This window comes from Pleomorphomonas sp. T1.2MG-36 (assembly GCF_950100655.1).
Classification (GTDB): Bacteria; Pseudomonadota; Alphaproteobacteria; order Rhizobiales; family Pleomorphomonadaceae; genus Pleomorphomonas.
Map to the genome: position 1 here is coordinate 124,150 of NZ_CATNLY010000034.1, position 24,181 is coordinate 148,330.

At 67.2% G+C, this 24,181-nt stretch carries 18 protein-coding genes; 7 read left to right on the forward strand and 11 right to left on the reverse strand.

Going from position 1 to position 24,181, the window contains the following annotated elements; translation table 11 throughout:
• Nucleotides 1-3: 3 nt before the first annotated feature.
• Nucleotides 4-1,116 (reverse strand): ABC transporter ATP-binding protein, encoded by a 1,113-nt coding sequence (locus QQZ18_RS16355; RefSeq protein WP_284542016.1) that lies wholly within the window; start codon nt 1,114-1,116, stop codon nt 4-6.
• Nucleotides 1,117-1,242: 126 nt separating this feature from the next.
• The gene (locus tag QQZ18_RS16360; protein WP_284542017.1) at nt 1,243-2,016 is read right to left on the reverse strand and encodes an SDR family NAD(P)-dependent oxidoreductase; all 774 of its coding nucleotides are present in this window, start codon (nt 2,014-2,016) and stop codon (nt 1,243-1,245) included.
• Nucleotides 2,017-2,234: 218 nt separating this feature from the next.
• Here QQZ18_RS16360 and hutI point away from each other — a divergent pair, with 218 nt between their 5' ends.
• The 3 genes from hutI to hutG are packed head-to-tail and all read left to right on the forward strand — an operon-like array spanning nt 2,235 to nt 5,835.
• A complete protein-coding gene (gene hutI / locus QQZ18_RS16365; RefSeq protein WP_446728667.1) occupies nt 2,235-3,467 on the forward strand; it encodes an imidazolonepropionase in 1,233 nt (410 codons plus the stop codon).
• The gene (gene hutH / locus QQZ18_RS16370; RefSeq protein ID WP_284542018.1) at nt 3,464-5,014 is read left to right on the forward strand and encodes a histidine ammonia-lyase; all 1,551 of its coding nucleotides are present in this window, start codon (nt 3,464-3,466) and stop codon (nt 5,012-5,014) included. The genes hutI and hutH overlap by 4 nt, the downstream gene beginning before the upstream one ends.
• Complete coding sequence (gene hutG, locus QQZ18_RS16375; RefSeq protein WP_284542019.1) at nt 5,011-5,835, forward strand: N-formylglutamate deformylase; 825 nt, start codon at nt 5,011-5,013, stop codon at nt 5,833-5,835. The genes hutH and hutG overlap by 4 nt, the downstream gene beginning before the upstream one ends.
• Nucleotides 5,836-5,839: 4 nt before the next feature.
• Here the strand turns inward: hutG and QQZ18_RS16380 are convergent, their stop codons facing one another.
• The 4 genes from QQZ18_RS16380 to QQZ18_RS16395 form a co-directional block, all read right to left on the reverse strand.
• Entirely contained in the window at nt 5,840-6,754 is a 915-nt protein-coding gene (locus QQZ18_RS16380; RefSeq protein WP_284542020.1) for a transglutaminase family protein, read from the reverse strand.
• Nucleotides 6,751-9,267: a circularly permuted type 2 ATP-grasp protein gene (locus tag QQZ18_RS16385; RefSeq protein WP_284542021.1), complete on the reverse strand. Its 2,517-nt coding sequence runs from the start codon at nt 9,265-9,267 to the stop codon at nt 6,751-6,753. The genes QQZ18_RS16380 and QQZ18_RS16385 overlap by 4 nt, the downstream gene beginning before the upstream one ends.
• Before the next feature lie 89 nt (nt 9,268-9,356).
• Nucleotides 9,357-12,668: a transglutaminase family protein gene (locus tag QQZ18_RS16390; protein ID WP_284542022.1), complete on the reverse strand. Its 3,312-nt coding sequence runs from the start codon at nt 12,666-12,668 to the stop codon at nt 9,357-9,359.
• 106 nt (nt 12,669-12,774) lie between these two features.
• Nucleotides 12,775-13,257 carry a GNAT family N-acetyltransferase gene (locus tag QQZ18_RS16395; protein ID WP_284542023.1) on the reverse strand — a complete coding sequence of 161 codons (483 nt, stop codon included), beginning with the start codon at nt 13,255-13,257 and terminating at the stop codon, nt 12,775-12,777.
• A gap of 219 nt (nt 13,258-13,476) precedes the next feature.
• On the opposite strand from QQZ18_RS16395, the gene QQZ18_RS16400 reads away from it, so the two are divergent.
• Nucleotides 13,477-14,505 (forward strand): DUF2332 domain-containing protein, encoded by a 1,029-nt coding sequence (locus QQZ18_RS16400; RefSeq protein WP_284542024.1) that lies wholly within the window; start codon nt 13,477-13,479, stop codon nt 14,503-14,505.
• 55 nt (nt 14,506-14,560) lie between these two features.
• On the opposite strand, the gene leuC is transcribed toward QQZ18_RS16400, so the two are convergent.
• The 5 genes from leuC to pdxY form a co-directional block, all read right to left on the reverse strand.
• Nucleotides 14,561-15,973 (reverse strand): 3-isopropylmalate dehydratase large subunit, encoded by a 1,413-nt coding sequence (gene leuC, locus QQZ18_RS16405; RefSeq protein ID WP_284542025.1) that lies wholly within the window; start codon nt 15,971-15,973, stop codon nt 14,561-14,563.
• A gap of 93 nt (nt 15,974-16,066) precedes the next feature.
• Nucleotides 16,067-16,246, reverse strand: coding sequence for a hypothetical protein (locus QQZ18_RS16410; RefSeq protein ID WP_284542026.1), 180 nt, complete (start codon nt 16,244-16,246; stop codon nt 16,067-16,069).
• Between the two features lie 252 nt (nt 16,247-16,498).
• A complete protein-coding gene (leuB, locus tag QQZ18_RS16415) occupies nt 16,499-17,611 on the reverse strand; it encodes a 3-isopropylmalate dehydrogenase (protein ID WP_284542027.1) in 1,113 nt (370 codons plus the stop codon).
• 87 nt (nt 17,612-17,698) lie between these two features.
• The gene (locus tag QQZ18_RS16420) at nt 17,699-18,385 is read right to left on the reverse strand and encodes a carbonic anhydrase (protein ID WP_284542028.1); all 687 of its coding nucleotides are present in this window, start codon (nt 18,383-18,385) and stop codon (nt 17,699-17,701) included.
• Between the two features lie 92 nt (nt 18,386-18,477).
• Nucleotides 18,478-19,377: a pyridoxal kinase gene (gene pdxY, locus QQZ18_RS16425; protein WP_284542029.1), complete on the reverse strand. Its 900-nt coding sequence runs from the start codon at nt 19,375-19,377 to the stop codon at nt 18,478-18,480.
• A gap of 92 nt (nt 19,378-19,469) precedes the next feature.
• Here pdxY and QQZ18_RS16430 point away from each other — a divergent pair, with 92 nt between their 5' ends.
• From QQZ18_RS16430 to atpA, 3 genes are all read left to right on the forward strand, one after another.
• Nucleotides 19,470-21,704 carry a primosomal protein N' gene (locus QQZ18_RS16430; protein ID WP_284542030.1) on the forward strand — a complete coding sequence of 745 codons (2,235 nt, stop codon included), beginning with the start codon at nt 19,470-19,472 and terminating at the stop codon, nt 21,702-21,704.
• A 314-nt stretch (nt 21,705-22,018) separates the two neighbouring features.
• The gene (locus QQZ18_RS16435; protein WP_284542031.1) at nt 22,019-22,579 is read left to right on the forward strand and encodes a F0F1 ATP synthase subunit delta; all 561 of its coding nucleotides are present in this window, start codon (nt 22,019-22,021) and stop codon (nt 22,577-22,579) included.
• Nucleotides 22,579-24,108 carry a F0F1 ATP synthase subunit alpha gene (gene atpA, locus QQZ18_RS16440; RefSeq protein WP_284542032.1) on the forward strand — a complete coding sequence of 510 codons (1,530 nt, stop codon included), beginning with the start codon at nt 22,579-22,581 and terminating at the stop codon, nt 24,106-24,108. Before QQZ18_RS16435 ends, atpA begins: the two co-directional genes overlap by 1 nt.
• Nucleotides 24,109-24,181 lie beyond the last annotated feature (73 nt).

Sequence of the window (24,181 nt, forward strand, 5' to 3'; positions counted from 1 at the left end):
CGCTCATTCCCCGAAGACCAGCACGTCCTGCACGTTCCACCCCAGCGCGACCGGCGAGCCGACGTCGTGCTGGCTGTGGGCCACGGGGTCGTGGTCGAAGACGCGCAGCGTCGTTCCCCCGAGATCGGCCACCGCCACCTCGTAGACGACGCGCTCGCCCTCGAAGATCGCATCGGTGACGGTCCCGCCGAACACCGTGTCGACATCCCCGAGCGCTTCGCGGCCACCGCCGATCCGGATCTGCTCGGCCCGGAGCGCGCCGCGTGCCGAAACACCGGCCGCCGGACGGAAACCGTTGCCGGTCCGACCGGCAAGTCCGGACCGTTCGAAGGCGATCAGGTCGCCGTCGACGCTCGCCACCACGCCGTCGATGAAGTTGGTGACGCCGATGAAGTTGGCGACGAAGGCATTTTTCGGCTGGCGATAGGTGGCTTCGGGCCGGGCCTTCTGCTGGATGCGGCCGTGATCCATGACGATGATCTCGTCCGACACCACCAGAGCTTCGCGCTGGTCGTGCGTCACGTTGATAGTGGTGACGTCGAGCTCGCGCTGAATACGGCGGAACTCAAGCTGCATCTCCTCGCGCAGCTTGCGGTCGAGCGCGGCGAGCGGCTCGTCGAGCAGCAGGAGATCCGGTTCGAAGACGAGGGCGCGGGCGATGGCGACGCGCTGCTGCTGACCGCCGGAAAGCTCGTGAATGCGGCGGTCGCCCAGCTTCCCCAGCTTGACGAGATCGAGATAGCGATGCACGCGGTCGGGAATGGTGCGCGCGTCGAACCGGCGCATCCTGAGCGGAAAGGCGACGTTCTCGGCCGCCGTCATATGCGGAAACAGGGCCAGCTTCTGGAACACCATGCCGATCGAGCGCTTGTGCGGCGGCACGCTGCCGACGGCGAGACCATTGATGAACACCTCGCCCGACGTCGGCCGACCAAAGCCGGCGATCATCCGGAGCAGCGTCGTCTTGCCCGAGCCCGACGGCCCGAGAATGGTGAGAAAGCGCCCCTTTTCCAGATCGAACGTGGCGTCGCGCACCGCATGCACGCCGTCGAACACCATGTTGACGTCGCGGACCGACACCGCGAACGGCGCATCGGCTGCTATCGTTTCCGTCATCCCCTTACTCTCTGACCCCTTACAACCCCAGCGTTTCCGCTCCCCCGGGCGCATGAACGCGCCGCAGTACCATATACATCCCTAGACAGGTCGTCATCCGCTTTTCGCATCACTTATGTGCATGCCTTAAATTGAGGCAAGATACCCTCCATCCACCGGAATGCACTGGCCCGTGACATAGGCGGAAGCATCGGACGACAGGAAAATCACCGCGCCGGCAAGATCGCCCAGCGCCCCGAACCGACCGAGCGGGATCTTGGCCAGCATCGACGCCTGCCAGGCGTCGTCACGATAGAAAACATCGGTCATCGCGGTGCGGAAATAGCCCGGCGCCACGGCGTTGACGCGAATGCCGAGGCCCGCCCACTCGGTGGCAAGCGCCGTCGTCATACCGAGAATGCCGGCCTTCGAGGCACCATAGGGCACGGCGGTCGGTACGCCGACATAGCTGGTGAGCGAGGCGAGATTGACGATAGAGCCCCCTCGGCCGGCGGCCTGCATCTGTCGCGCCGCCGCCTGCGCCATGAAGAAGGCCCCCTTGAGATTGGTGTCGACCACCCGATCCCACACCGCCTCTTCGATATCCAGCGACGGCGTCACTTCCTCATAGCCGGCGTTGTTGATCAGGATATCCAGCCCACCGAACTCGTCCGCCGCCTGCTTCACCACGGCCCGGCTGCCGGCCACGTCGCGAACGTCCTGGGCGAGCGGCACGACACGCCGTCCCAGCGATGCAATCGCGGCGGCGGTCTCGCCGAGCGAGGCCGCATCGCGGGCCGTGACGGCCACATCGGCGCCGGCACCGGCCAGCGCCACGGCCAGGGCCTGGCCGATACCGCGACTCGCCCCGGTCACCAGCGCCTTGCGACCTTCAAGATTGAAGAGAGCGAGCGGCGACATGGGAAACTCCGGCGTGATCGGGATGCGGCGACCCTCTCAGGGAGCGGTCGGACAATGCGGCCGGCAATGCACCATTTCCAGGCTATGATGTCCAGAGACGTAATGCCGAATTTCGATAGCTCATTCGGAATTCGCGCAGCTGTCTTGCGCAAGTTGCCGGTCAGCTTGATGGTCTGGCTTGCGAACGGCTTGCATCGCAGTCGAGGTTGTCTATACATATGAGCGAAACATCCACCTCAGGTATCGCGATGGCCACCCGCCTGTTCCGCAATGCTCGCCTCGTCACGATGGCCGATCCCGCCTGCATCGATCCGGTGGAGAAGGCGGCGATCCTCGCCGTGGACGGCCGCATCGCCTATGCCGGCCCGGAAGCGGACATGCCGAAGACCGCGCCGAACGCCGAGCTTATCGACCTCGAAGGGCGTCTGGTCACGCCGGGGCTCATCGATTGCCATACCCATCTCGTCCACGGCGGCAACCGCGCCCACGAGTTCGAGTTGCGACTTGCCGGCGCCAGCTACGAGGAGATTGCCCGTGCCGGCGGCGGCATCGTCTCGACCGTTGCCGCCACGCGGGCGGCCGGCGAGGAGGGCCTTCTGGCCGGCGCCCTGCCCCGGCTCGATCACCTGATCGCCGAGGGCGTCACCACCGTTGAGGTGAAGTCGGGCTATGCTCTCACCCTCGACGGCGAGTGCGCCCAGTTGCGCGCCGCCCGCCGCCTTGCGGGCGAAAGAAAGGTCACGGTCAGCACCAGTTTCCTCGGCGCCCATGCCTTGCCGCCCGAGTTCAAGGACAACCGCGCCGGCTATCTGGCGCTCGTCCGCGATGAGATGCTGCCGGTCATGGCGTCGGAAGGACTGGCCGACTGCGTCGACGCCTTCTGCGAGACCATCGCCTTCTCGCCCGATGAGGTGGACGACCTGTTTTCCGCCGCCCGGCACCTCGGCCTCAAGCTCAGGCTGCACGCCGACCAGCTGTCCAATCTCGGTGGCGCGGCGCTTGCCGCCCGCCACGGCGCGCTGTCGGCCGATCATCTCGAGCATACCGACGAGGCAGGCGCCTCTGCCATGGCCGCCGCCGGCACCGTCGCCGTGCTGCTGCCCGGCGCCTTCTACTTCATCCGCGAGACCAAGCTGCCGCCGGTCGACCTGTTCCGCAAGCATGGCACGAAGATCGCCATCGCCACCGACTGCAACCCCGGCACGTCGCCGCTGACCTCGCCGCTGCTCACCATGAACATGGCGGCGACGCTGTTCCGACTGACGGTGGCCGAATGTCTCGCCGGCATGACCATCCACGCCGCCGCCGCCCTCGGCCTTGCCGGGGACACCGGATCGATCGTTTCCGGCAAATGGTGCGACCTCGCCGTCTGGGACGTCGACCGCCCGGCCGAGCTCGTCTACCGCATCGGCTTCAACCCGCTCGCCGCCCGCTATTGGAGAGGTGAATGAAAGATACCCCGATCCTCCATCGTCTTGTCCCCGGCGAGGTACCGCTGTCCGTCTGGCGCGCCATCTATTTCGGTGACGGCGCAACCATCGACGCCGCCGCGCGCGGCCCGGTCGACAAGGCCGCCGCCGCCATCGAGGCGATCATCGGCAAGGGCGACCCGGTCTACGGCGTCAACACCGGCTTCGGCAAGCTGGCCTCGGTGCGCATCGACGCCGCCGATCTGGAAACGCTCCAGCGCAACATCGTGCTGTCGCACGCGGCCGGCGTCGGCGAACCCCTGTCCATATCGGTCGTCCGCCTCATCATGGCGCTGAAGCTCGCGAGCCTTGCTCAGGGTGCCTCTGGCGTACGCTGGACGACGCTCGAGCAACTCGCAGCCTGTCTCGAGCGTGGCCTGATCCCGGTCATTCCGGGGCAAGGGTCGGTTGGCGCCTCTGGCGATCTCGCCCCGCTCGCTCACATGACGGCGGCCCTGATGGGCGTCGGGCAGGTGTTCGTCGAAGGGCGCCCCGTCGATGCCGCCGCCGCGCTGGAAGCGAACGGCCTCAAGCCGCTCGTGCTTGGCCCCAAGGAAGGGCTGGCGCTCCTCAACGGCACGCAGGTGTCGACGGCGCTGGCGCTGGCTGGATTGTTCGAGACCGAGCGCGTCTTCCAGGCGGCGCTCGTCACCGGCGCATTGTCGGTGGACGCGGCCAAGGGCTCCGACGGTCCGTTCGATCCGCGCATTCACCTGCTGCGGCGCCACAAGGGCCAGATCGACGTCGCCGCCGGTTTGCGCGCCCTGCTGTCCGGCTCGGCCATTCGCGCCTCGCATCTCGACGACCACGGCCGCGTGCAGGACCCCTACTGCCTGCGCTGCCAACCGCAGGTGATGGGCGCGTGCCTCGACCTGCTGCGTCAGGCCGCCGTGACCCTCAACGACGAAGCCAACGGCGTGTCCGACAACCCGCTGGTGTTCACCGACACCGGCGAGGTGATCTCCGGCGGCAACTTCCACGCCGAGCCGGTTGCCTTTGCTGCCGATATCATCGCCCTCGCCCTCTGCGAGATCGGCTCGATCGCCGAACGCCGCATCGCCATGCTGGTCGACCCGGCACTCAGCGGACTTCCGGCTTTCCTGACGCCCAAGCCGGGCCTCAACTCAGGCTTCATGATCCCGCAGGTGACGGCGGCGGCTCTCGTTTCCGAAAACAAGCAGATGGCCCATCCTGCCTCGGTCGACTCCATCCCGACGTCGGCCAACCAGGAAGACCACGTGTCCATGGCCGCTCACGGCGCCCGTCGCCTCCAGGCCATGGCGAGGAACGCCGCCCACGTCATCGGCATCGAATATCTCGCCGCCGCGCAGGGCATCGGGTTCCACGCGCCGCTCGGCACGTCCACGCCTCTGGCCGCCGCCATCGATCTGTTGCGCGCCGACGTGCCGCCGCTCGCCGATGACAGACACTTCGCCCCCGACATCGACGCCGCCAGCCGCCTCGTCACATCCGGGCGGCTTGCCGCCGCGATCGGAGACGGCCTCCTGCCGGCCCTGGTGCACGAATGAACGAAGCGACACCCGATCCGGTGATCCGGCGCGGCGCGGCGCCACTCGTTCTTTCCCTGCCGCATGTCGGCACGGCCATTTCCGAGGATATCGAGGCGAATCTCGTCTCGCCGTGGCTGGCGAGAAAGGATGCCGACTGGTGGATCGATCAGCTCTATGCGTTCGCAGGCGAGCTCGACGCCACCATCGTCCGCGCCCACTGGTCGCGCACGGTGATCGACCTCAATCGCGATCCGACCGGCGTCTCGCTCTATCCGGGACAGGCCACCACCGGTCTGTGCCCTGTCGAAACCTTCGACGGCGAGCCGCTCTATCGTCAGGGCAAGGAGCCCGGTGCCGATGAAATCGAAGCGCGCGTCGGGCTCTACTATCGTCCCTACCATGAGGCGTTGAGCAAAGAAATTAGCCGGCTACGGAAAGGTTGGGATCGCGTGGTCGTCTACGACTGCCACTCCATCCGTTCCGCCATTCCTCGTTTGTTTGCCGGCAAACTACCTGTCTTCAACCTGGGCACCAACAGCGGTGCGTCGGCCGATCCTGAGCTGGTCGAGCGCGTCTCCGGCGTGATCGCCGGCTCCGGCCGCAGCCACGTGGTCGATGGACGGTTCAAGGGCGGCTACATCACCCGCCATTACGGTCAGCCCGAGAAGGGCATCCACGCCCTGCAGATGGAGCTGGCCTGCCGGGGGTATATCCGCGAAAGCCTGGGGCCTGTCGACGAGGCCAACTGGCCGGTCGCCTTCGATCCGGTCTTCGCCGCGCCGACGCGGGAAACGCTTCGGGCCGTGCTTGCTGCCTGTCTGGCTTTCGCCAGGAGCTGACGGATCATTCGACCACGCGAAGAGGCCGCTTTCCGGATGCTCCTGACAAGGGAATGACGTCGACGGCCACCGTCAGGCTGTGGGCGCCGGAGGCGACGATGACGCCGTCGAGAGGCGAGACGTCGGAATAGTCGCGACCGATGGCGAGCACGAGGTGATCCTCGCCCGCCACGATGCCGTTGGTGGGGTCGAGCCCCACCCAGCCAGCCTCGCCGCCGCACCACACCTCCACCCAGGCATGGGTCGCGTCGGCTCCTTCCAGCCTTTCCCGGCCGGGCGGCGGTTCGGTGCGAAGATAGCCGGAGACGTAGCGCGCCGGCAGCGCCAGGCCGCGCAGACCGGCGATCATCACGTGAGCGAAGTCCTGGCAGACGCCCTTCTTCGCCACGAAGGCATCCGACGGGCTGGTGTCGGCATCGGTGGCCCCGAGCACATAGGCGAAGTCGCCCTTGATCCGCTTCATGAGTTCGATCGACCCTTCCAGCACCGGTCGCCGGGCCGGAAAGGACAGCGCGGCATAGCGGGTGATGGCGGCATCGAGCGGAACCGACGGCGAGGCGAAAAGGCCGTGCACGGGGGAATCGGGGCCGGGGTCGCCACTCGCCACCGCGAGCAGGCGGATTTCCTCGGCCGGCGGCGTCAACGCGGCGAGGTAGGGCTCGGTCGGCGCCACCTCCACCTCCGCCTCCAGGCGAACGACCAACTCGTCGTGCGGCCGGTCGAGGGCGAAATGGCAGATGCGGTTGCCGAAGAAATCCACGGTCTCGCGCCGTTCGGCCGGCGCGGGCGATATGGACAGCGCCGCCCGGCGCACTACCTGCCCCTTGCGATCCACCGGCAGGAGGCGGGCGACATGGCTCGAATAGGGAACCGCCGCCGTATAGAGATAACGCGTTTGCTGGCGGAGCTCGTAGATCATTCCAGCTCCTCCGGCTGCGCTTCACTCGGCCGCTGGGTGAAGAAGCGATCGGTAACGAGCCCGGACAGCCGCAACAGCCGGCCGTTGATCTTGTCGATATCGCGCGCCTCGATCTTCTCGGCCGCCGTGTTGGCAAGCCGCGCATCGAGCTTGCGGGCAAGGCGCAGGAGTTCCACCGGGCGCCCGTCGAGGCGGGTGGCCGGCAAGGCTTCCAGATGCTCGACGATACGCGCCGTCTGGAAGGCGACGGAACGTGGATTGGCATCGTCGAGCATCAACAGGTCGATCACCGGCAGAGGCGCCGGCCGCATGACGTAGCGCCAACGATAGGTGATCTGGCTGTCGCCCGCTTCCAGTGCCAGATCGAGCGCCTCGGTCGACGGCGCATCGAGTGCGAAGCGGCGGACCACGGCCGCCGTTGCGAGAGCCCGTTCGATCCGACGACCGAGGTCGAGAAAGCGCCAGCCCATGGCTCGGTTCATGTTCTCGGCGGCGAGACCTGCGAAGGCGGCGATGCGGCGCAGGCCGTGATTGACCTCGTCGAGCATCTGAGCCGGCGTGAGACGACGACGCCCGATGCTTTCGAACAGAACGGCGATTTCCGTCACCGCCCGGAAGGCATCCGGCGCCAGACGATCGCGGATGGCCGAACCGGCGGCGCGCGCCGCGCCGGTCAGCGCCGGCAGGCCCGAGGGCGAGGCCGGATCGCTGAGGGCGGCGGCGACAAGCTCGACCGGCGTGCCCTTGCGCTCGAGATCGACGGCGCCAATAAAACGCAAATGATCGGTCAGCGCCCGGACGATCGGCTGGTCGGCGTCACCGCCCGCGTCCACCAGGCGGTTGATCAGCGCCCTCAGAAGGCGCAGCGTCGCCTCCGACCGTTCCAGATAGCGGGCCAGCCAATAGAGGTTGTCGGCCGAGCGCGACGGCAGCGTACCGGTGGAGCGCCGAATGGAGGCACGATCCGGCTGCGGCAGCAACGAGACTTCCCTGACCGGCGCATCGGACAGAACCCAGACGTCGGCCGTCTCGGCCCCCTGCTGCATGGACACGAGGCGCGCGTCACTCGACCCGGAAATGCGGCAGAAGCCGCCGGGCATCACCACCCAGTCGCTGTCGCCGACGGCCGCCACGAACAGGCGCAGCACGAAGGGCTTGGGCACAAGACGATTGCCGTCCCACACCGGCATGGTGGAAAGACCGACATTTTCCTGACCGACCACGTCGAGACCGCGCGTCTCGATCAGCGTCCGGGCCGCCTGACGCTCGGTCTTGTTCATCGCCGCGCCGAGCTTGCTCCAGAAGGGCAGCCCCGGCAACGGCCCGGAAAAGGCCGAGGCGATGGCCATGCGATCGAAGCCGCCGAGCACCGCCCGCCGCTCCGCCTCCTGTCCGCACCACCATGTGGCGAGGTTCGGCAGTTCCAGCTCCTCGCCAAGGAGGTGCCGGCAAAGGGCCGGCGTGAAGCCCATCAGCGCCCGCGACTCGGCAACGCCGGAGCCGAGCGCATTGGTGACATCGACGCGCCCGGACCGAACGGCTTGGACGAGGCCCGGCACGCCGAGCGCCGAAGCAGTGCGCAGTTCCAGGGGATCGGCAAAATCGCCGTCGAGGCGGCGCCACAGCGCGTCGATGCGCTTGAGACCGGACACGGTGCGCACGTAGACGGCATCGCCCCGCACCGTCAGATCGCCGCCCTCCACCAGCAGGAAGCCGAGGTAGCGGGCGAGATAGGCGTGCTCGAAATAAGTCTCGTTAAGCCGGCCCGGCGTCAGCAGACCGACGCGCGCCTCGGCACCGGCGTTGAGGGCGGCGAGATCGTCGCGGAAAGCCTGGAAGAACGGCGCGAGACGCTCGACGTTGAGGCCACGCGCCACTTCCGGCAGCGCCCGCGTCACCGCCAGCCGGTTTTCCAGCGCATAGCCGGCACCCGAGGGGGCCTGGGCACGATCGGAAAGCACCCACCACCGACCATCGAGGCCACGACCGAGATCGACGGCAAAAAAGCGCAGGAAGCGGCCGCCCTTCGGCACGACGCCCACCAACGGCCGCAGGAAATCCGGGTTGCCGGCTATGGCGGCGGCGGGCAGAACCCCGTCGCGCGCAAGCCGTCCCGAACCATAGACATCGGCAAGCAGCGCCTCGGCAAGCCGGGCGCGCTGGACGGCGCCAGCTGACAGCGCCGTCCATTCCGACTGAGAAATGAGCAGCGGCACCGGCGCCAGCGGCCAGGGGCGCTCGGCGCCCGCCGGATCGTCGTAAACGCGGAAGAACACGCCGGAGTTCTTGAGCTGCTGCTCGGCGCCGGCAAAGGCCTCCCGCACGCCCTCCTCGCCGAGGTCCGCCAACCGTTGCAGAAACGACGGCCAAGGGCCGCGCAACGAGCCGTCCGGCGCCATCATCTCGTCATAGGCGCCCGCGAGCGGCTTATACCCCCGCGTCAGCAAACCCAGTCCGGCTTTGGGCTCGGCTTTCTGTCCGGCGGGGATCGGATCGGGCTGCAACTGACTCATCGGAGTTCCGGCATGGACGGCGGGCGGGGGCGCCGCGAGTTAAGCAGACAGACGGGACATCGCCAAGATGTCCGCCAGTCGACAAGGCATCAGATGCCGGCCGGCCGCCGGAGGTCGAGTGTGGTGGGAAATTCCCCGGACGTTTCTTCATCCGGCAGGCTCATCATTCCGAGAGAGTGGCCGAAGTCCTGGAAGCGAGCCAACCGCCTCGCTTCCGCTTCATAGGCGTTGACGGGGAAGGTATCGTAGTTGCGGCCGCCGGGATGGGCAACGAAGTAGGTGGCCCCACCCAGCGAGCGCTTGGACCAGCGATCGACGATCTCGAAGGTCAGCGGCGCGTTGACCGGCAACACCGGATGAATGCCGCTGGCCGGCTGCCAGGCCTTGAAACGAACGCCGCCGACATAATCGCCTCTGCGGCCGGTCGCAGCCACCGGCACACGCCGGCCGTTACAGGCCAGCACGTGGCGCGCCGGATCGAAGCCGGAAACGCGGGCCTGCAACCGCTCCACCGAGCTGTCGACGAAACGCACCGTGCCGCCGCCCCCGCCTTGCTCGCCGGTGACGTGCCATGGCTCCAGCGCGCCGCGGAGCTCCAGCGAGACGCCCTGCCGGCTGATCGTGCCGAAGTAGGGGAAGCGGAACTCGCGCTGGGCATCGTACCAGACCGATTCCATCGGGAAGCCCGCCCGGTTGAGGTCGGCGATCACCTCAAGAAAGTCCTGCCAGACGAAATGCTCCAGCATGAAGCGGTCGAACAGCGCCGTACCATGGCGCGTGAAGCCACCCTCAAGCGACTCCTTCCAGAACCAGGCGATCAACGCCCTGAGCAGGAGCTGCTGGGCGAGCGACATGCGCGAGTCCGGCGGCATCTCGAAGGACCGGAACTCCACGAGGCCCAGCCGACCGGTCGGGCCGTCCGGCGAGAACAGCTTGTCGATGCAGATTTCCGAGCGATGCGTGTTGCCGGTGACATCGGTCAGAAGGTTGCGGAACAGGCGATCGACCAGCCAGGGCAAGGGCGCGCCCCCTTTGCCCGGCGCCGGCACCTGGGCGAGCGCGATTTCCAGTTCGTAGAGACCGTCGTGCCGCGCCTCGTCGATGCGCGGTGCCTGGCTGGTCGGCCCGATGAACAGGCCGGAAAACAGATAGCTCAGCGACGGGTGGCGCTGCCAATAGAGGACGAGGCTCTTGAGAAGGTCGGGACGGCGCAAAAATGGGCTGTCGGCAGGCGTTTCGCCACCCACCACGACGTGATTGCCGCCTCCGGTACCGGTGTGGCGGCCATCGATCATGAACTTGTCGGTACCGAGGCGGGACAACCGCGCCTCCTCGTAGACGGCCGAGGTGATGGCGACGCAGTCCTTCCAGCCGGCGGCGGGATGGATGTTCACTTCGATGACGCCAGGGTCGGGCGCCACGCGGATGACGTTGAGGCGTGGGTCGTGCGGCGGCGGATAGCCTTCGATATGGACGGGCAGGCAGAGATCCTCGGCCGTCGATTCCACGGCGGCGAGCAGCTCCAGATAGTCGTCGGCACCGGCGACCGGCGGCATGAACACGCAGAGCCGGCCATTCCTCGGTTCGACGCTCATGGCCGTGCGGACCGCACCGACGCCAGTCATCCATTGATCGACACGCGGATCGTCAGCCGCCTGTTCGCGCGAATGCTCGTAGGCAGTGGCGAGCTGATCCGGATCCGGCAGATCGGGCAGGTCGCCCATCAGGTCGCGGTCGACGTGGAAGGGATAAGCGGCCGGCGGCACCCATGGCAGCGCCGCAAGCGGCAGGCGGAAGCCAGCCGGCGAATCGCCCGGAACCAGATAGAGTTTGCCACGCCGGAAATTCCAGACCTCCGACACCCAGGTCCTGCCTGCGCTGGCCTGCCAGCGCTGCACGGGAAGCACATAGGCGCTGGGAGTCCCGAGGCCGCGCTCGAAAACCCGGGCAATGCGAGCACGCGCTTCCGGGTCATCCAACCTGCTATCTTCCGTGGTGACGTTGTCCGGCAGGCCGCTTTCCTTCAGAATCCAGTAGGCCGGGTCCTCGTAGGCCGGAACGGCGCACTTGCCGGACACGCCGAGCCGTCTGGCGACGCCGCGCGCCAGCGCGCAGGCCGCTTCGGCGTCGGCCGGCGTCGGCTGCCGCTCGGGCGCGACGAGATCGAGATTGCGCCAGATCGGCTTGCCGTCCTTGCGCCAGTAGAGAGAGAAGGTCCAGCGTGGCAGGCTCTCGCCGGGATACCACTTGCCCTGTCCGTAATGCAGAAAACCGCCCGGCGCGAAACGAGCGGCAAGGCGACGGATCAGGTCGTCGGCAATGCCACGTTTCGTGGGACCGACCGCCGCCGTGTTCCACTCCTCCGATTGATAGTCGTCGATGGAGACGAACGTCGGCTCGCCGCCCATGGTCAGGCGCACGTCGCCGTCCCTAAGATCGGCATCCACCACCTGCCCCACTGCGTCGAGCCTCGCCCAGGCTTCTTCGGAAAACGGCCAGGTGACGCGCGGTCGCTCGTCGATGCGGGCTATCTTCATGTCGAAGAAGAATTCGGTCTTGGTGTCGGGCGCCCCGCTGTAGGAGCCGACAATCGGCGCCGCAGAGCGATAATGCGGCGTGGCGGCGAGCGGAATGTGGCTCTCGCCGGTCAGAAGGCCCGAGGTGGGGTCGAGACCGACCCAGCCGGCACCGGGAATATAGACCTCCGCCCAGGCGTGCAGGTCGGTGAAATCGACCTCCGTGCCGGACGGGCCGTCGAGTGCCTTGACGTCGGGCTTGAGCTGGATGAGGTAGCCGGAAACGAAGCGGGCAGCGAGGCCGAGCCGGCGCAGAAGCTGCACCAGCAGCCAGCCGCTGTCGCGGCAGGAACCGGCGCGGCGCGACAGCGTCTCCTCCGGGCTCTGCACGCCGGGTTCGAGACGGATCTCGTAGGCGATGTGCCCTTGCAGTGCCTGATTCACCGCCACCACGAAATCGGTGGTCTGCTTGCGATCGCGCGGGATCGTCGCAAGATAGGCCTCGAAGAGGTCTCCCTCCCCCTCGCATTCGAGGAAGGGTGCCAGATCCTTGGCGAGCTCCGGCGCGTAAGCGAATGGCCAGTGCTCGGCGTAATCCTCGATGAAGAAGTCGAACGGATTGTAGACCGCCATCTCGGCAAGCAGATCGACGCTGACGGAAAACTCGGACGTCGGCTCGGGGAAGACGAACCGGGCCAGCCAGTTGCCGTGCGGATCCTGCTGCCAGTTGACGAAGTGATTCTCCGGCGTGACCTTCAGCGCATAGGCCGGCACGGCCGTCCGGCTGTGCGGTGCGGGCCTGAGACGCACCAGTTGCGGAGAGAGAACGACCGGCTTGTCGTAGACATAGCGGGTGACGTGCGTCAGCTTGGTCAGGACAGCCATCATCTCTCCCTGCGGTCGCGTCGAGCGCGACCGCATTTAAGGGCGAAACGGCCATCCGGGAAAGCCCTGAGCTTGGGCTATACCTGCTCGCTTTGTAGGCAATCCGTCAGGATTTGCGCGACAGAGGGTCGATGATGATGTCGTAGAGCTTGGAGGTCGACGGCGTGGCGATCTCCTCGTAGAGCGCGGTATCGGTCGGCAGGCCGGTGGCGGCGGCGTCGACCGGCGGCGGCACCACCCAGCGCAGGCGATCCCAGCCGCGGCTCTGCCCCTCGACTTTCAGCACTTCGACGAACTTGCGGCCGATGCCGCGATTGCGGAACGCGGGCAGGACGTAGATGTCTTCGAGATGGCCGACCCGGTGGCCCGACATGGTGTCCGGCAGATCGAAGAACACGGCAAAGCCGATTAGTTCCTCGTCGACGAAGGCGCCCAGCACTTCCGTTGCCGGATCGACGGCGAGAAGCTCGGCATAATACTCGTCCGGGCGGCGCGGCGCCCCGCGCTTCATTGCCTGGGCATAGGCGGCGATGATCGGCGCCAGCTTGTGGGCGTCCGCCTGGGTGACAGCGGCAATCGTCAGCGACATGGTCAAAAGTCCCCCGGAAAAGCGACACTTACGCGTGACACCCGCATTACTTGCCCCATGCCGGCGGCTTGGGCAAGGCTGAGACGAAGCGAGTTGCAATTTTTGATCTGGAAGCGCGCGTCACCCGCTCACGCCGGCGTGACGGCCTCCGGGCTGGTCATTGCCGTTCCCCGCCGCTATCGTCGCGACAAATTCGGGAACGCCGGGGGGCAAGCCGCGATGAGCGACATCTTCGACCACTTCCATCGCCAGGCCGAGGCCTGCCGCACCATGGGCTCCCCGTTCACCGCCCGACTTGCCGACCTCGCGCCGCGCTTTCTCGATCGGACGACGCTGACCGGCCGCCGCATCCTCACCTGGAACGGCCACGCCGGAGAAGATGCCGTGCCCCTGCGCCTGTTTGGCGGCCTGCATCGGCTGGTCCTGACCCGGCGCGATGCCGGGCTCGTCGCTGCCTATCCACCGACCGACGTGTCGGACGACACGCTCGTCGCCGCGGTCGGCGCCGCCATCGCCCGGCACGACCACGAACTGCACGACATCCTGATGAGCCCGCCGCAGACCAACGAGGTCGGCCGGTCGGCCATGCTACTGCCCGGCTTTCTGTGGCTGGCTCGGCGTTTCGGGCCGAAACTGGACATTCTCGAAATCGGCGCCAGCGCCGGGCTCAACCTTCACTGGGACGAGTACGCCTATCGCTATGGAGCCGCCCGCTGGGGGAAGACCAAAGCGCCCATCGAGCTCGCGCCCGAGTGCGATACGCCGCCACCGCTCGATACCACCGTCGAGGTGGTGCACCGCAGGGCCTGCGATCTCGCCCCCCTCGACCCGGCGGATGCCGAGCACCGCACGCGGCTGCTGTCCTATGTCTGGGCCGACCAGACCGACCGCAAAGCCCGGCTCGTCGCCGCCCTCGATCACGCCGCGGCCCGCCCCGAACGCGTCGAGGCCGCCGACGCCGCGGAGTTCCTCGCACGCGAACTGGCAGCGCCGCCCGAAGAGGGAACGCTGCGCGTCGTCGTCCACTCGATCTTCTGGCAGTATCTCGCCGATCCGGCCCGGCTCGGCATCCAGACGGCCATGCTCAGGGCCGCCGAGACGGAGCCGCTCGCCTGGCTGCGGCTGGAGGCGGACGGCCAGACGCCCGGCGCCGGCCTCCTCGTCACGCTGTTTCCTTCTGGCGAGCACCACGTTCTGGCGCGCGGCGACTTCCACGGGCGTTGGCTGCGCTGGCTCGGGAACACATGAAAAAGGCCGGAGCGATCGGCTCCGGCCCTTGAACTCTCCGCGCCGGGGCGCCGGGTCACTTGAAGTCGCGGATATCCACGAAGTGGCCGGCGATGGCCGCCGCAGTCGCCATGGCCGGCGACACCAGATGCGTGCGGCCCATGTATCCCTGCCGCCCCTCGAAGTTGCGGTTCGAGGTGGACGCGCAGCGCTCGCCCGGGGCCAGCTTGTCGGGGTTCATGGCAAGGCACATCGAGCAGCCCGGCTCGCGCCATTCGAAGCCCGCCTCGATGAATATCTTGTCGAGGCCCTCGGCTTCCGCCTGTTCCTTGACGAGGCCGGACCCCGGCACGATCATCGCGAGCTTGATCGAGGAGGCCACCTTGCGCCCCTTGGCCACCGCGGCGGCGGCCCGGAGATCTTCGATGCGGCCGTTGGTGCAGGAACCGACGAACACCTTGTCGAGGGCGATGTCGGTCATCTTCTGGCCGGGCTTCAAACCCATGTAGTCGAGCGCGCGCCACTTGGAGGTGCGCTTCGTCTCGTCGGCGATGGTATCGGGGTCGGGCACCATGCCGGTGATCGACACGACGTCCTCGGGGCTCGTGCCCCAGGTGACGATCGGCGGCAGGCTGGCGGCGTCGAGCGTCACCACCTTGTCGAAATGTGCCCCTTCGTCGGTGAAGAGCGTCTGCCAATAGGCCTTGGCGCGTTCCAGCGCCTCGCCCGCCGGCGCCTTCGGACGGCCGGCGATGTAGGCATAGGTCGTCTCGTCGGGCGCGATCAGGCCGGCGCGGGCGCCACCCTCGATCGACATGTTGCAGACGGTCATGCGGCCTTCCATGCTGAGGTCGCGGATCGCCTCGCCGGCATATTCGATCACGTGACCGGTGCCGCCGGCCGTGCCGATCTCGCCGATGATCGCCAGCACGATGTCCTTGGCGGTGACGCCGGCCGGCGCCTTGCCGTCGACGCGCACCAGCATGTTCTTCGCCTTCTTCTGGATCAGCGTCTGCGTGGCGAGCACATGCTCGACCTCGGAGGTGCCGATGCCGTGGGCGAGCGCGCCGAAGGCGCCGTGGGTCGAGGTGTGGCTGTCACCGCAGACGATGGTCATGCCCGGCAGCGTGAAGCCCTGCTCGGGACCGACCACGTGAACGACGCCCTGCCGGCGGTCGAGCTCGTTGTAATACTCGACACCGAATTCGGCGGCGTTGATGGCGAGCTGCGCCACCTGCTCGCGGCTCTCCGGATCTTCGATGCCCTTGCTGCGGTCGGTGGTCGGCACGTTGTGGTCGACCACGGCAAGCGTCTTGCCCGGCTGGTGCACCTTGCGGCCGGTCGTCCTCAGGCCCTCGAAGGCCTGCGGGCTGGTCACCTCGTGCACGAGATGACGGTCGATGTAGAGAAGTGACGTGCCGTCTGCCTGCGTCTCGACCACGTGGTCGTCGAAGATCTTGTCGTAGAGGGTGCGGGACTTGGCGGTCATGATGATCGAACTTTCGATTCCGTGGGGCGGGCGAACCACGCCCCTGATCTATCTGGAAAACAGTAGAAGGGTCCGGCGGTGCCGGCCGTCATCTCAGGGCCGGAGTCGGCTGTCGCCGGTCTGCCGCGCCAAAAACCGCCACGGCAGGCGCGCGTGATCGTGGGCCGGGAAGTAGTCGGCCGACGTCGGCAGGCGCGTGATCTGCGGCTTCGCGTTCATGACCCGCTCTATACTGAAAAACCGGGGCGCCGACAATCGTCGATCTTCCGGCATCGATCGTCTCGGCAACTCTGGAACACCAATATGAAAGCGCCCAGCCTCGGGGGAAGGCTGGGCGCGGCGCTAGGGATCAGCGCGAGCCGGGAGGGGAACCCGACCGACGGTCACCGCCGCTGGCGAGACGGGGGGCAGTGCCTGATGGGCGATGCCGTCATGACTATGATTTGGTGCGGCACCCCTCGGAAACAAGAGCGGCGGAGTTAACAACCCCGTGAGCGGCCCTCCGATCGCCGAAAGTCGAATGCGTCAGCCGACCAGCGCCTCGAACTCGGCCCGGATGGCCGCGCCCATGGCCCGGGTGTCGACGGTCGCCTCGCCCTTCTGGGCGATGTCCTTCGTGCGAAGCCCCTTGCCCAGCACGCGGGCGATCGCCTCGTCCAGCTTGCCGGCGAGATCGATCAGACCGAAGGAGTAGCGCAGAGCCATGCCGAAGGAAGCGATCATGGCGATCGGGTTGGCCGCGCCGGTGCCGGCGATATCCGGCGCCGAACCGTGGACGGGCTCGTAGAGCGCCTTGCGCTTGCCGGTGGCGGCATCCGGGGCACCGAGCGAAGCCGACGGCAGCATGCCGAGCGAACCGGTCAGCATGGCGCCGATGTCGGAGAGAACGTCGCCGAACAGGTTGTCGGTCAGGATGACGTCGAACTGCTTGGGGTAGCGGACGAGCTGCATGGCGCAGTTGTCGGCGAGGATGTGGTCGAGCTTGACGTCGGCATATTCGTCCTTGCCGATCTTCGTCACCACCTGGTTCCAGAGAACGCCCGACTTCATGACGTTGCGCTTCTCGGCCGAGGAAACGCGGCCGTTGCGCGCCTTGGCAAGGTCGAAGGCGACGCGGGCGATGCGCTCGATCTCGTGCGTGGTGTAGACCTGCGTGTCGACGGCGCGCTTTTCGCCGTTCTCCAGCGTGACGATCTCCTTCGGCTCGCCGAAATAGACACCACCGGTCAGCTCGCGCACGATCAGAATGTCGAGGCCTTCGACAACCTCGCGCTTCAGCGACGAGGCGTCGGCCAGCGCCGGATAGCAGATGGCCGGACGCAGATTGGCGAACAGGCCGAGATCCTTGCGAAGGCGCAGGAGACCGGCTTCCGGCCGGCAGTCATAAGGAACGCTGTCCCACTTGGGACCGCCGACCGCGCCGAACAGCACCGCATCGGCGGCAAGCGCCTTGGCCATGTCGGCTTCCGAAATGGCAGCGCCGTGGGCGTCATAGGCCGAGCCGCCGACGAGACCGCGATCGAGCGAGAAATCGGTGAGCCCCTTGCGGTTCAGGAAGGCGATGATCGTCTCGACCTCGGCCATGATTTCCGGGCCGATGCCATCGCCGGGCAGCAGGAACAGCGAATTCTTTGCCATCGTCGCATCCTCAAGAACTGAAAGCAGGGCGCACGGCCTCATCCGGCCGGCTTCGGCGGTTAGCCGTAATCGCCTTGCCGTCAAGGTTCAAGGGGCAAGCGTACCGGAGAGGACGGTGAAGGCGCCACTGTCGGGGTCGAGCACGCGGAGCTCCCCCTCGGCAACGTCGAACCAGGCGCCGTGCAGCGCCAACGAGCCGGCATCCACCCGCGTCTTCACGAAGGGATAGGCAAGCAGGTTCTTGAGCGAGGACTTGACGGCCTCGTGCTCGAGCGCGGTGTAGCGAAGGCCAGGGGCGATGGAATGGTCGCAGCGCACCCGCTCGGCCGTCTCGTCCAGCACCGACACCCACTTGCCGATGAAGTCCGTCGGCGTCAGCGGGTCGCGGCTGCCCAGCGCCGCCGCGATGCCGCCGCAGCGGCCGTGTCCCATCACCACGATATGCCGGACGGCAAGCGCCATCACGGCAAACTCGAGGGCGGCCGACGTGCCGTGCGTCTCGCCGTCCGGCGTATAGGGCGGGACGATGTTGGCGACGTTGCGGACGACGAAGATCTCGCCCGGACCGGCGTCGAAGATCACTTCCGGCGATACGCGGCTGTCCGAGCAGCCGATGATCATGATTTGCGGCTTCTGCCCCTCAGCGGCCAGCCGCTTGTAACGCTCGTTCTCGCTTGGATAGCGACCGTCTCGGAAGGCCTCGTAGCCAGTCGTCAGGCGCCCCGGAAAGGAGGCGGGGAGCTTCGGACGAAGAGGCGCTTTCGGTTCGGTCATTGGCGATATCCGGCTGGAGGGGTGGAGCGGCGGATGGGGCCCGCCGGGGCGTTATAAGGAAGTCTACTTATTAACGTCAATCATCGCACAGTTCACAAGGTCTCGATTCCGGAGGGACGCGCAACGGGCCGGCGCGGCGTGGCGAGCCGGCGAATGTCGACCATGGCCATAGGCCGGACCAGCGCCTCCTGCTGATCCACGAGTTCCAACTCGCGTCCGCCCGCCTTCACCGACCGGGCGATGATCTCGAAGGTGGAGGCCGACGCGGCGGCCAGCGCCGCTTCCTCGGACGCGCCGCCGATCAGCCGCGACAGGAACAGGGCCGCGAACAGATCGCCCGTCCCGTTGGGGGCGCCCTCGATCATCTGGTTCTCGGCAACGATGGCCTCGCCTGCGGTGACGAGCGCCGCCGCGATCTTGCCGGTCATCAGTGCGGGCGCCGACGTGACGACGACCCGCTTTGGCCCGAGCGCCCGGGCTGCCACGGCAATCTCGGTCAGCGTTTCGACTGGCCGGCCGGTCAGCCAGCCGAGTTCGAAGCGGTTGGGCGTGGCGATGTCGGCGATGGCGATCAGACGGTCGCGCTGGGCGATGGCGACGGGTTCGGGCACGTAGAGACCGCCCGTGCCGCCGGTGGTCATGTCGCCGATGACCGGGTCGGCGAGATGCAGCGCTTCCGGGTTGGCCGCCCTGACGGCGGCGACCAGGTTGGCGGCAGCGTCCGCCTGCCCGGGCGAGCCGAGATATCCGGTGATGATGCCGCCGACTTCGGACAGCCAGGGCGCCCGGGCAAGATCGGCGCAGAGCGCGGCGAAATCGTCCTCCGGCAGGACCATGCGATGGGCGCGGCCATGGCCGGGATGCCAGGGCAGAATGACCGTGGGCAACGTCCAGACGCGATGGCCGAGCCGCTCCAGCGCGAAGGCGGCACGAGCACCCACCGATCCGCGGGCAACGAAGGAGGAAAGAACGATGACGGCGGGACGGCTCATGGTCGGCGGCGTTTCCATATGGGCCATGGCTTGGCGAGGCGGCGGTCCTCCGTTTAGCCTATGATCGTTCTCCGTACATCTCGAATCAGCCGATGCCGACCGAAAAACCCACTTCCTCGCTCCACGATCTGTTCGGAGAAGCCGCGCCCCGCCCGGCGTCCGGCAGCGAAGTGGTGCAGGTACTCACCCCGGTCGGTCTCGATCTATCCTACTCCTATCGCGTGCCGCACGGGATGCGGGTGGGACCGGGCTCGATCGTTCAGGTGCCGCTCGGTCCGCGCAAGGTGGTGGGGGTCGTGACGGCGGAACCGGCCGAACTGCAGGCCTCATCGAACCGGCTGCGCCCCATCGAGATCGCCTTCGACGCACCGCCGCTGACGTCGGAGATGCTCACCTTCGTCGACTGGGTCGCCCGCTACACGCTGACGCCACGCGGCATGGTGATGCGCATGGTGCTGCGGGCGCCGGATGGGCTGGAACCGGAGCCGCCGCTTCGCGGCCTTGTGGCGACTAGCGCGCCGCCGGAGCGCCTCACCGACGCCCGCCGCCGGGTCCTGGCATTGCTCGACGAGAACGAGGGGCAAGCCTGGACGCGTGCTGGCCTCGCGGCGGCGGCGGGCGTCTCCCCCTCCGTGGTCGAAGGACTGGTAACCGCCGGTGCGCTGGCCGAAGTGCAACTGCCCCCCGGCCGGCCGTTTCGGACGCCCGATCCCGATTTCAATCCCATCGAGCTCACGCCCGACCAGACCGCCGCCGTCGCCCGCCTGCGCGAGGCGCCGGACGACGGCGTGACGCTGATCGACGGCGTCACCGGCTCGGGCAAGACGGAGGTCTATCTCGAAGCTGTGGCCGATGCGCTGAGAGCCGGCCGACAGGCGCTGATCCTGGTGCCGGAAATCGCGCTGACCAGGGCCTTTCTCGAGCGCTTCTCCGAGCGTTTCGGAGCCCTGCCGGCCGAATGGCATTCCGACGTCGGCCCGAAGATGCGCGCCCGCGCCTGGCGTGCCGTCGCTCTCGGCGAGGCCCGCGTGGTGGTCGGCGCCCGCTCGGCCCTGTTCCTGCCCTTCCGCGACCTCGGCCTGATCGTCGTCGACGAGGAGCACGACGGCGCCTACAAGCAGGAAGAATGGGCGAGCTATCACGCTCGCGACATGGCGGTGGTGCGCGGTCGACTGGAAAAGATTCCGGTCATCCTCGCCTCGGCGACGCCGTCGCTCGAAAGCCGCGTCAATGCCGAGCGCGGCCGCTACCGGCACGTTATTCTACCGGCCCGTGCCACCGGGCGCGAGCTGCCCAGCCTCTATGCCATCGACATGCGGAAGGCTGGTCCGCCGCGCGGCCGCTTCCTGGCGCCCGGCCTCGTCGCCGCCATCCGCGAGGTGACCGAGCGAGGCGAACAGGCGATGCTGTTTCTCAACCGGCGCGGCTATGCGCCGCTCACGCTCTGTCGGTCCTGCGGCCACCGCTTCCAGTGCCCGCAATGTTCGGCCTGGTTGGTGGAGCATCGTTTTCGGGGGCGGCTCGTCTGCCATCACTGCGGCCACACGGTGCCCCGCCCCGAAGCCTGCCCCTCCTGCGGCACGCTCGACAGCCTCGTCGCCTGCGGACCGGGCGTCGAGCGCATCGCCGAGGAGATGCAGACGCTGTTGCCCGACAAGCGCACCGTGGTTCTGTCGTCCGACATCGGCGGCGGCGTCCAGCGCCTTAGGGCGGAATTCGAGGCGGTCGCCAAGGGCCAGTGCGACATCGTCGTCGGCACCCAGATGGTGGCGAAGGGACACACCTTTCCCAAGCTGACCCTGGTCGGCGTGGTCGATGCCGACCTCGGCCTGTCGCAAGGCGATCCGCGTGCCGCCGAACGCACCTTTCAGCTCCTCGCCCAGGTCACCGGCCGCGCCGGCCGCGTCATCGGCAAGGGGCTTGGTCTGCTCCAGACCTACGCACCGGAGAGTCCGGTGATCGAGGCGCTGGTTTCGGGCGATGCCGAACGCTTCTACCGCACCGAACTGGCCGAACGCGAACGGTCGGTCATGCCGCCCTTCGGCCGCCTTGCCGCCATCCTGGTGTCCGGCCCGAGCCGCGAACTCGCCGAGGACCACGCCCGCCACCTCGCCCGCATGGCGCCGCGCGATCCGGCCGTGGAGGTGCTCGGGCCGGCCGAGGCGGCGCTCGCCGTGGTGCGTGGCCGCCACCGCTTCCGCCTCATCGCCCATTCGGGCCGCGATACCGACCTCTCCGCCTACATGCGCGCCTGGATCGCCGCCGCAGACCGGCCGACGCGCGGCGTCGAGGCTTATGTCGACGTCGACCCGCAGAACTTCCTCTGACAGCCGGACGTTGTGGTGGCTCGCACCGCCGAAATATCGGCAAAACCCCATCTAAAACGATAAACTATTCGACTTTAGGATGAGGTTTTTTTAAGGGGATGTCCCAAGCGGCCAATTACCTAAGGATATCCGCGCAAAACGCGGAATTCCTGAATCCAGTGAACGCGTTGCGTGAGGGAAAGTCCTGTGATAGAGGGTGCCAAGTTCGCTGCGGGGCCGTGCGCCGTGCCGCCGTCGTATTCTTTTCTGCGAATTTCTTCAAAGCGTTCAAACGGGTGAACCTTTGATGGTTCGCACCGATGAGGGGTTCTTACGTGAGCGAAGCGGAAACGATGGTCTTCGGGGTCGCCGAACGTTATGCCACGGCCCTGTTCGAGTTGGCGAGCGAGACCGGTGAGCTTGAAATCGTCGAGGCGGACATCGCCCGTTTCGAGACCCTCCGCCGCGAAAGCGCAGACCTTCGCCGCCTGATGAAGTCGCTGGTCTTCAGCAACGAGGATCAGACCCGGGCCATTGGCGCCGTGGTCGAGGCTGCCGGCCTCGGTCACACGGTGAGCAATTTCATCAAGCTGGTCGCCTCCAACAACCGCCTTTCGGTGATGGCCGACATGTTCCGCGGCTTCCGTCAGCTGCTCGCTGACCGCCGTGGCGAAGTGACGGCCGGCATCGTCTCGGCGATCCCCCTTTCCGACGGCCAGCTCGCCGACGTCAAGCGCGCTCTGGCCGACATATCCGGCAAGTCGGTTCATGTTGAACTCGACGTCGACCCGTCGCTGATCGGCGGTCTCGTCGTCAAGCTCGGCTCGCGCATGATCGACACGTCGCTCAAAACGAAACTCGACGCACTCAAGATTGCATTGAAAGAGGTCGGCTGATGGATATCCGCGCCGCGGAAATTTCCGCAATCCTCAAGGAGCAGATCAAGAACTTCGGCCGCAATGCCGAGGTATCCGAGGTCGGCCAGGTTCTCTCCGTCGGTGACGGCATCGCCCGTGTCTACGGTCTCGACAACGTCCAGGCGGGCGAAATGGTCGAGTTCCCGGGCGGCATCCGTGGCATGGCGCTCAATCTCGAAAGCGACAACGTCGGCGTCGTGATCTTCGGTTCCGACCGCGACATCAAGGAAGGCGACACGGTCAAGCGCACCGGCGCCATCGTCGACGTGCCGATCGGCCGCGGCCTGCTCGGCCGCGTCGTCGACGCCCTTGGCAACCCGATCGACGGCAAGGGCCCGATCGAGTACGAGACGCGGGCCCGCGTCGACGTCAAGGCGCCCGGCATCATCCCGCGCAAGTCGGTGCACGAGCCGATGTCGACCGGCCTCAAGGCCATCGATGCGATGATCCCGATCGGCCGCGGCCAGCGCGAGCTGGTGATCGGCGACCGCCAGACCGGCAAGACCGCCATCATCCTCGACACCTTCCTCAATCAGAAGTCTCTGCACGAGGGTGACGACGAGAAGCACAAGCTCTACTGCGTCTACGTCGCCGTCGGCCAGAAACGCTCCACCGTCGCCCAGTTCGTCAAGAAGCTGGAAGACGCCGGCGCGCTCAAGTACTCGATCGTCGTCGCCGCCACCGCCTCCGATCCGGCGCCGATGCAGTACATCGCCCCGTTCGCCGGCTGTGCCATGGGCGAGTATTTCCGCGACAACGGCATGCACGCGCTGATCGCCTACGACGACCTGACCAAGCAGGCCGTCGCCTACCGCCAGATGTCGCTGCTGCTGCGTCGCCCGCCGGGACGCGAGGCCTTCCCCGGCGACGTGTTCTATCTGCACTCCCGCCTGCTCGAGCGCGCCGCCAAGCTCAACGAAGAGAATGGTTCCGGCTCCCTCACCGCCCTGCCGGTCATCGAGACCCAGGCAAACGACGTGTCGGCCTACATTCCGACCAACGTCATCTCGATCACCGACGGCCAGATCTTCCTTGAGACCTCGCTGTTCTACCAGGGCATCCGCCCGGCGGTGAACGTCGGCCTCTCGGTGTCCCGCGTCGGCTCGTCCGCCCAGATCAAGGCGATGAAGCAGGTCGCCGGCACCATCAAGGGCGAGCTTGCCCAGTACCGCGAGATGGCCGCCTTCGCCCAGTTCGGCTCCGATCTCGATACCTCCACCCAGCGCCTGCTCAACCGCGGCGCCCGCCTCACCGAGCTCCTGAAGCAGCCGCAGTTCTCGCCGCTGAAGACGCAGGAAGAGGTCGCGGTGATCTTCGCCGGCGTGTCGGGCTTCCTCGATCCGCTGCCGCTCAGCAAGGTCCGTCCGTTCGAGGAAGGGCTGCTGCGCTACCTGCGCGAGAAGCACGCCGACATCCTCGAACGCATCTGGGCCGAAAAGCAGCTCTCCGACGAGCTTCGCGGCAAGCTTCACGAGGCGATTTCCAATTTCGCCAGAAGCTTTGCCTGACGCCAACGCCGGATGAACCCGGGAGGGCGGGATCCGCCCTCCTCTCCCGCGCCCCGATGCCCGCTGGGCAGGA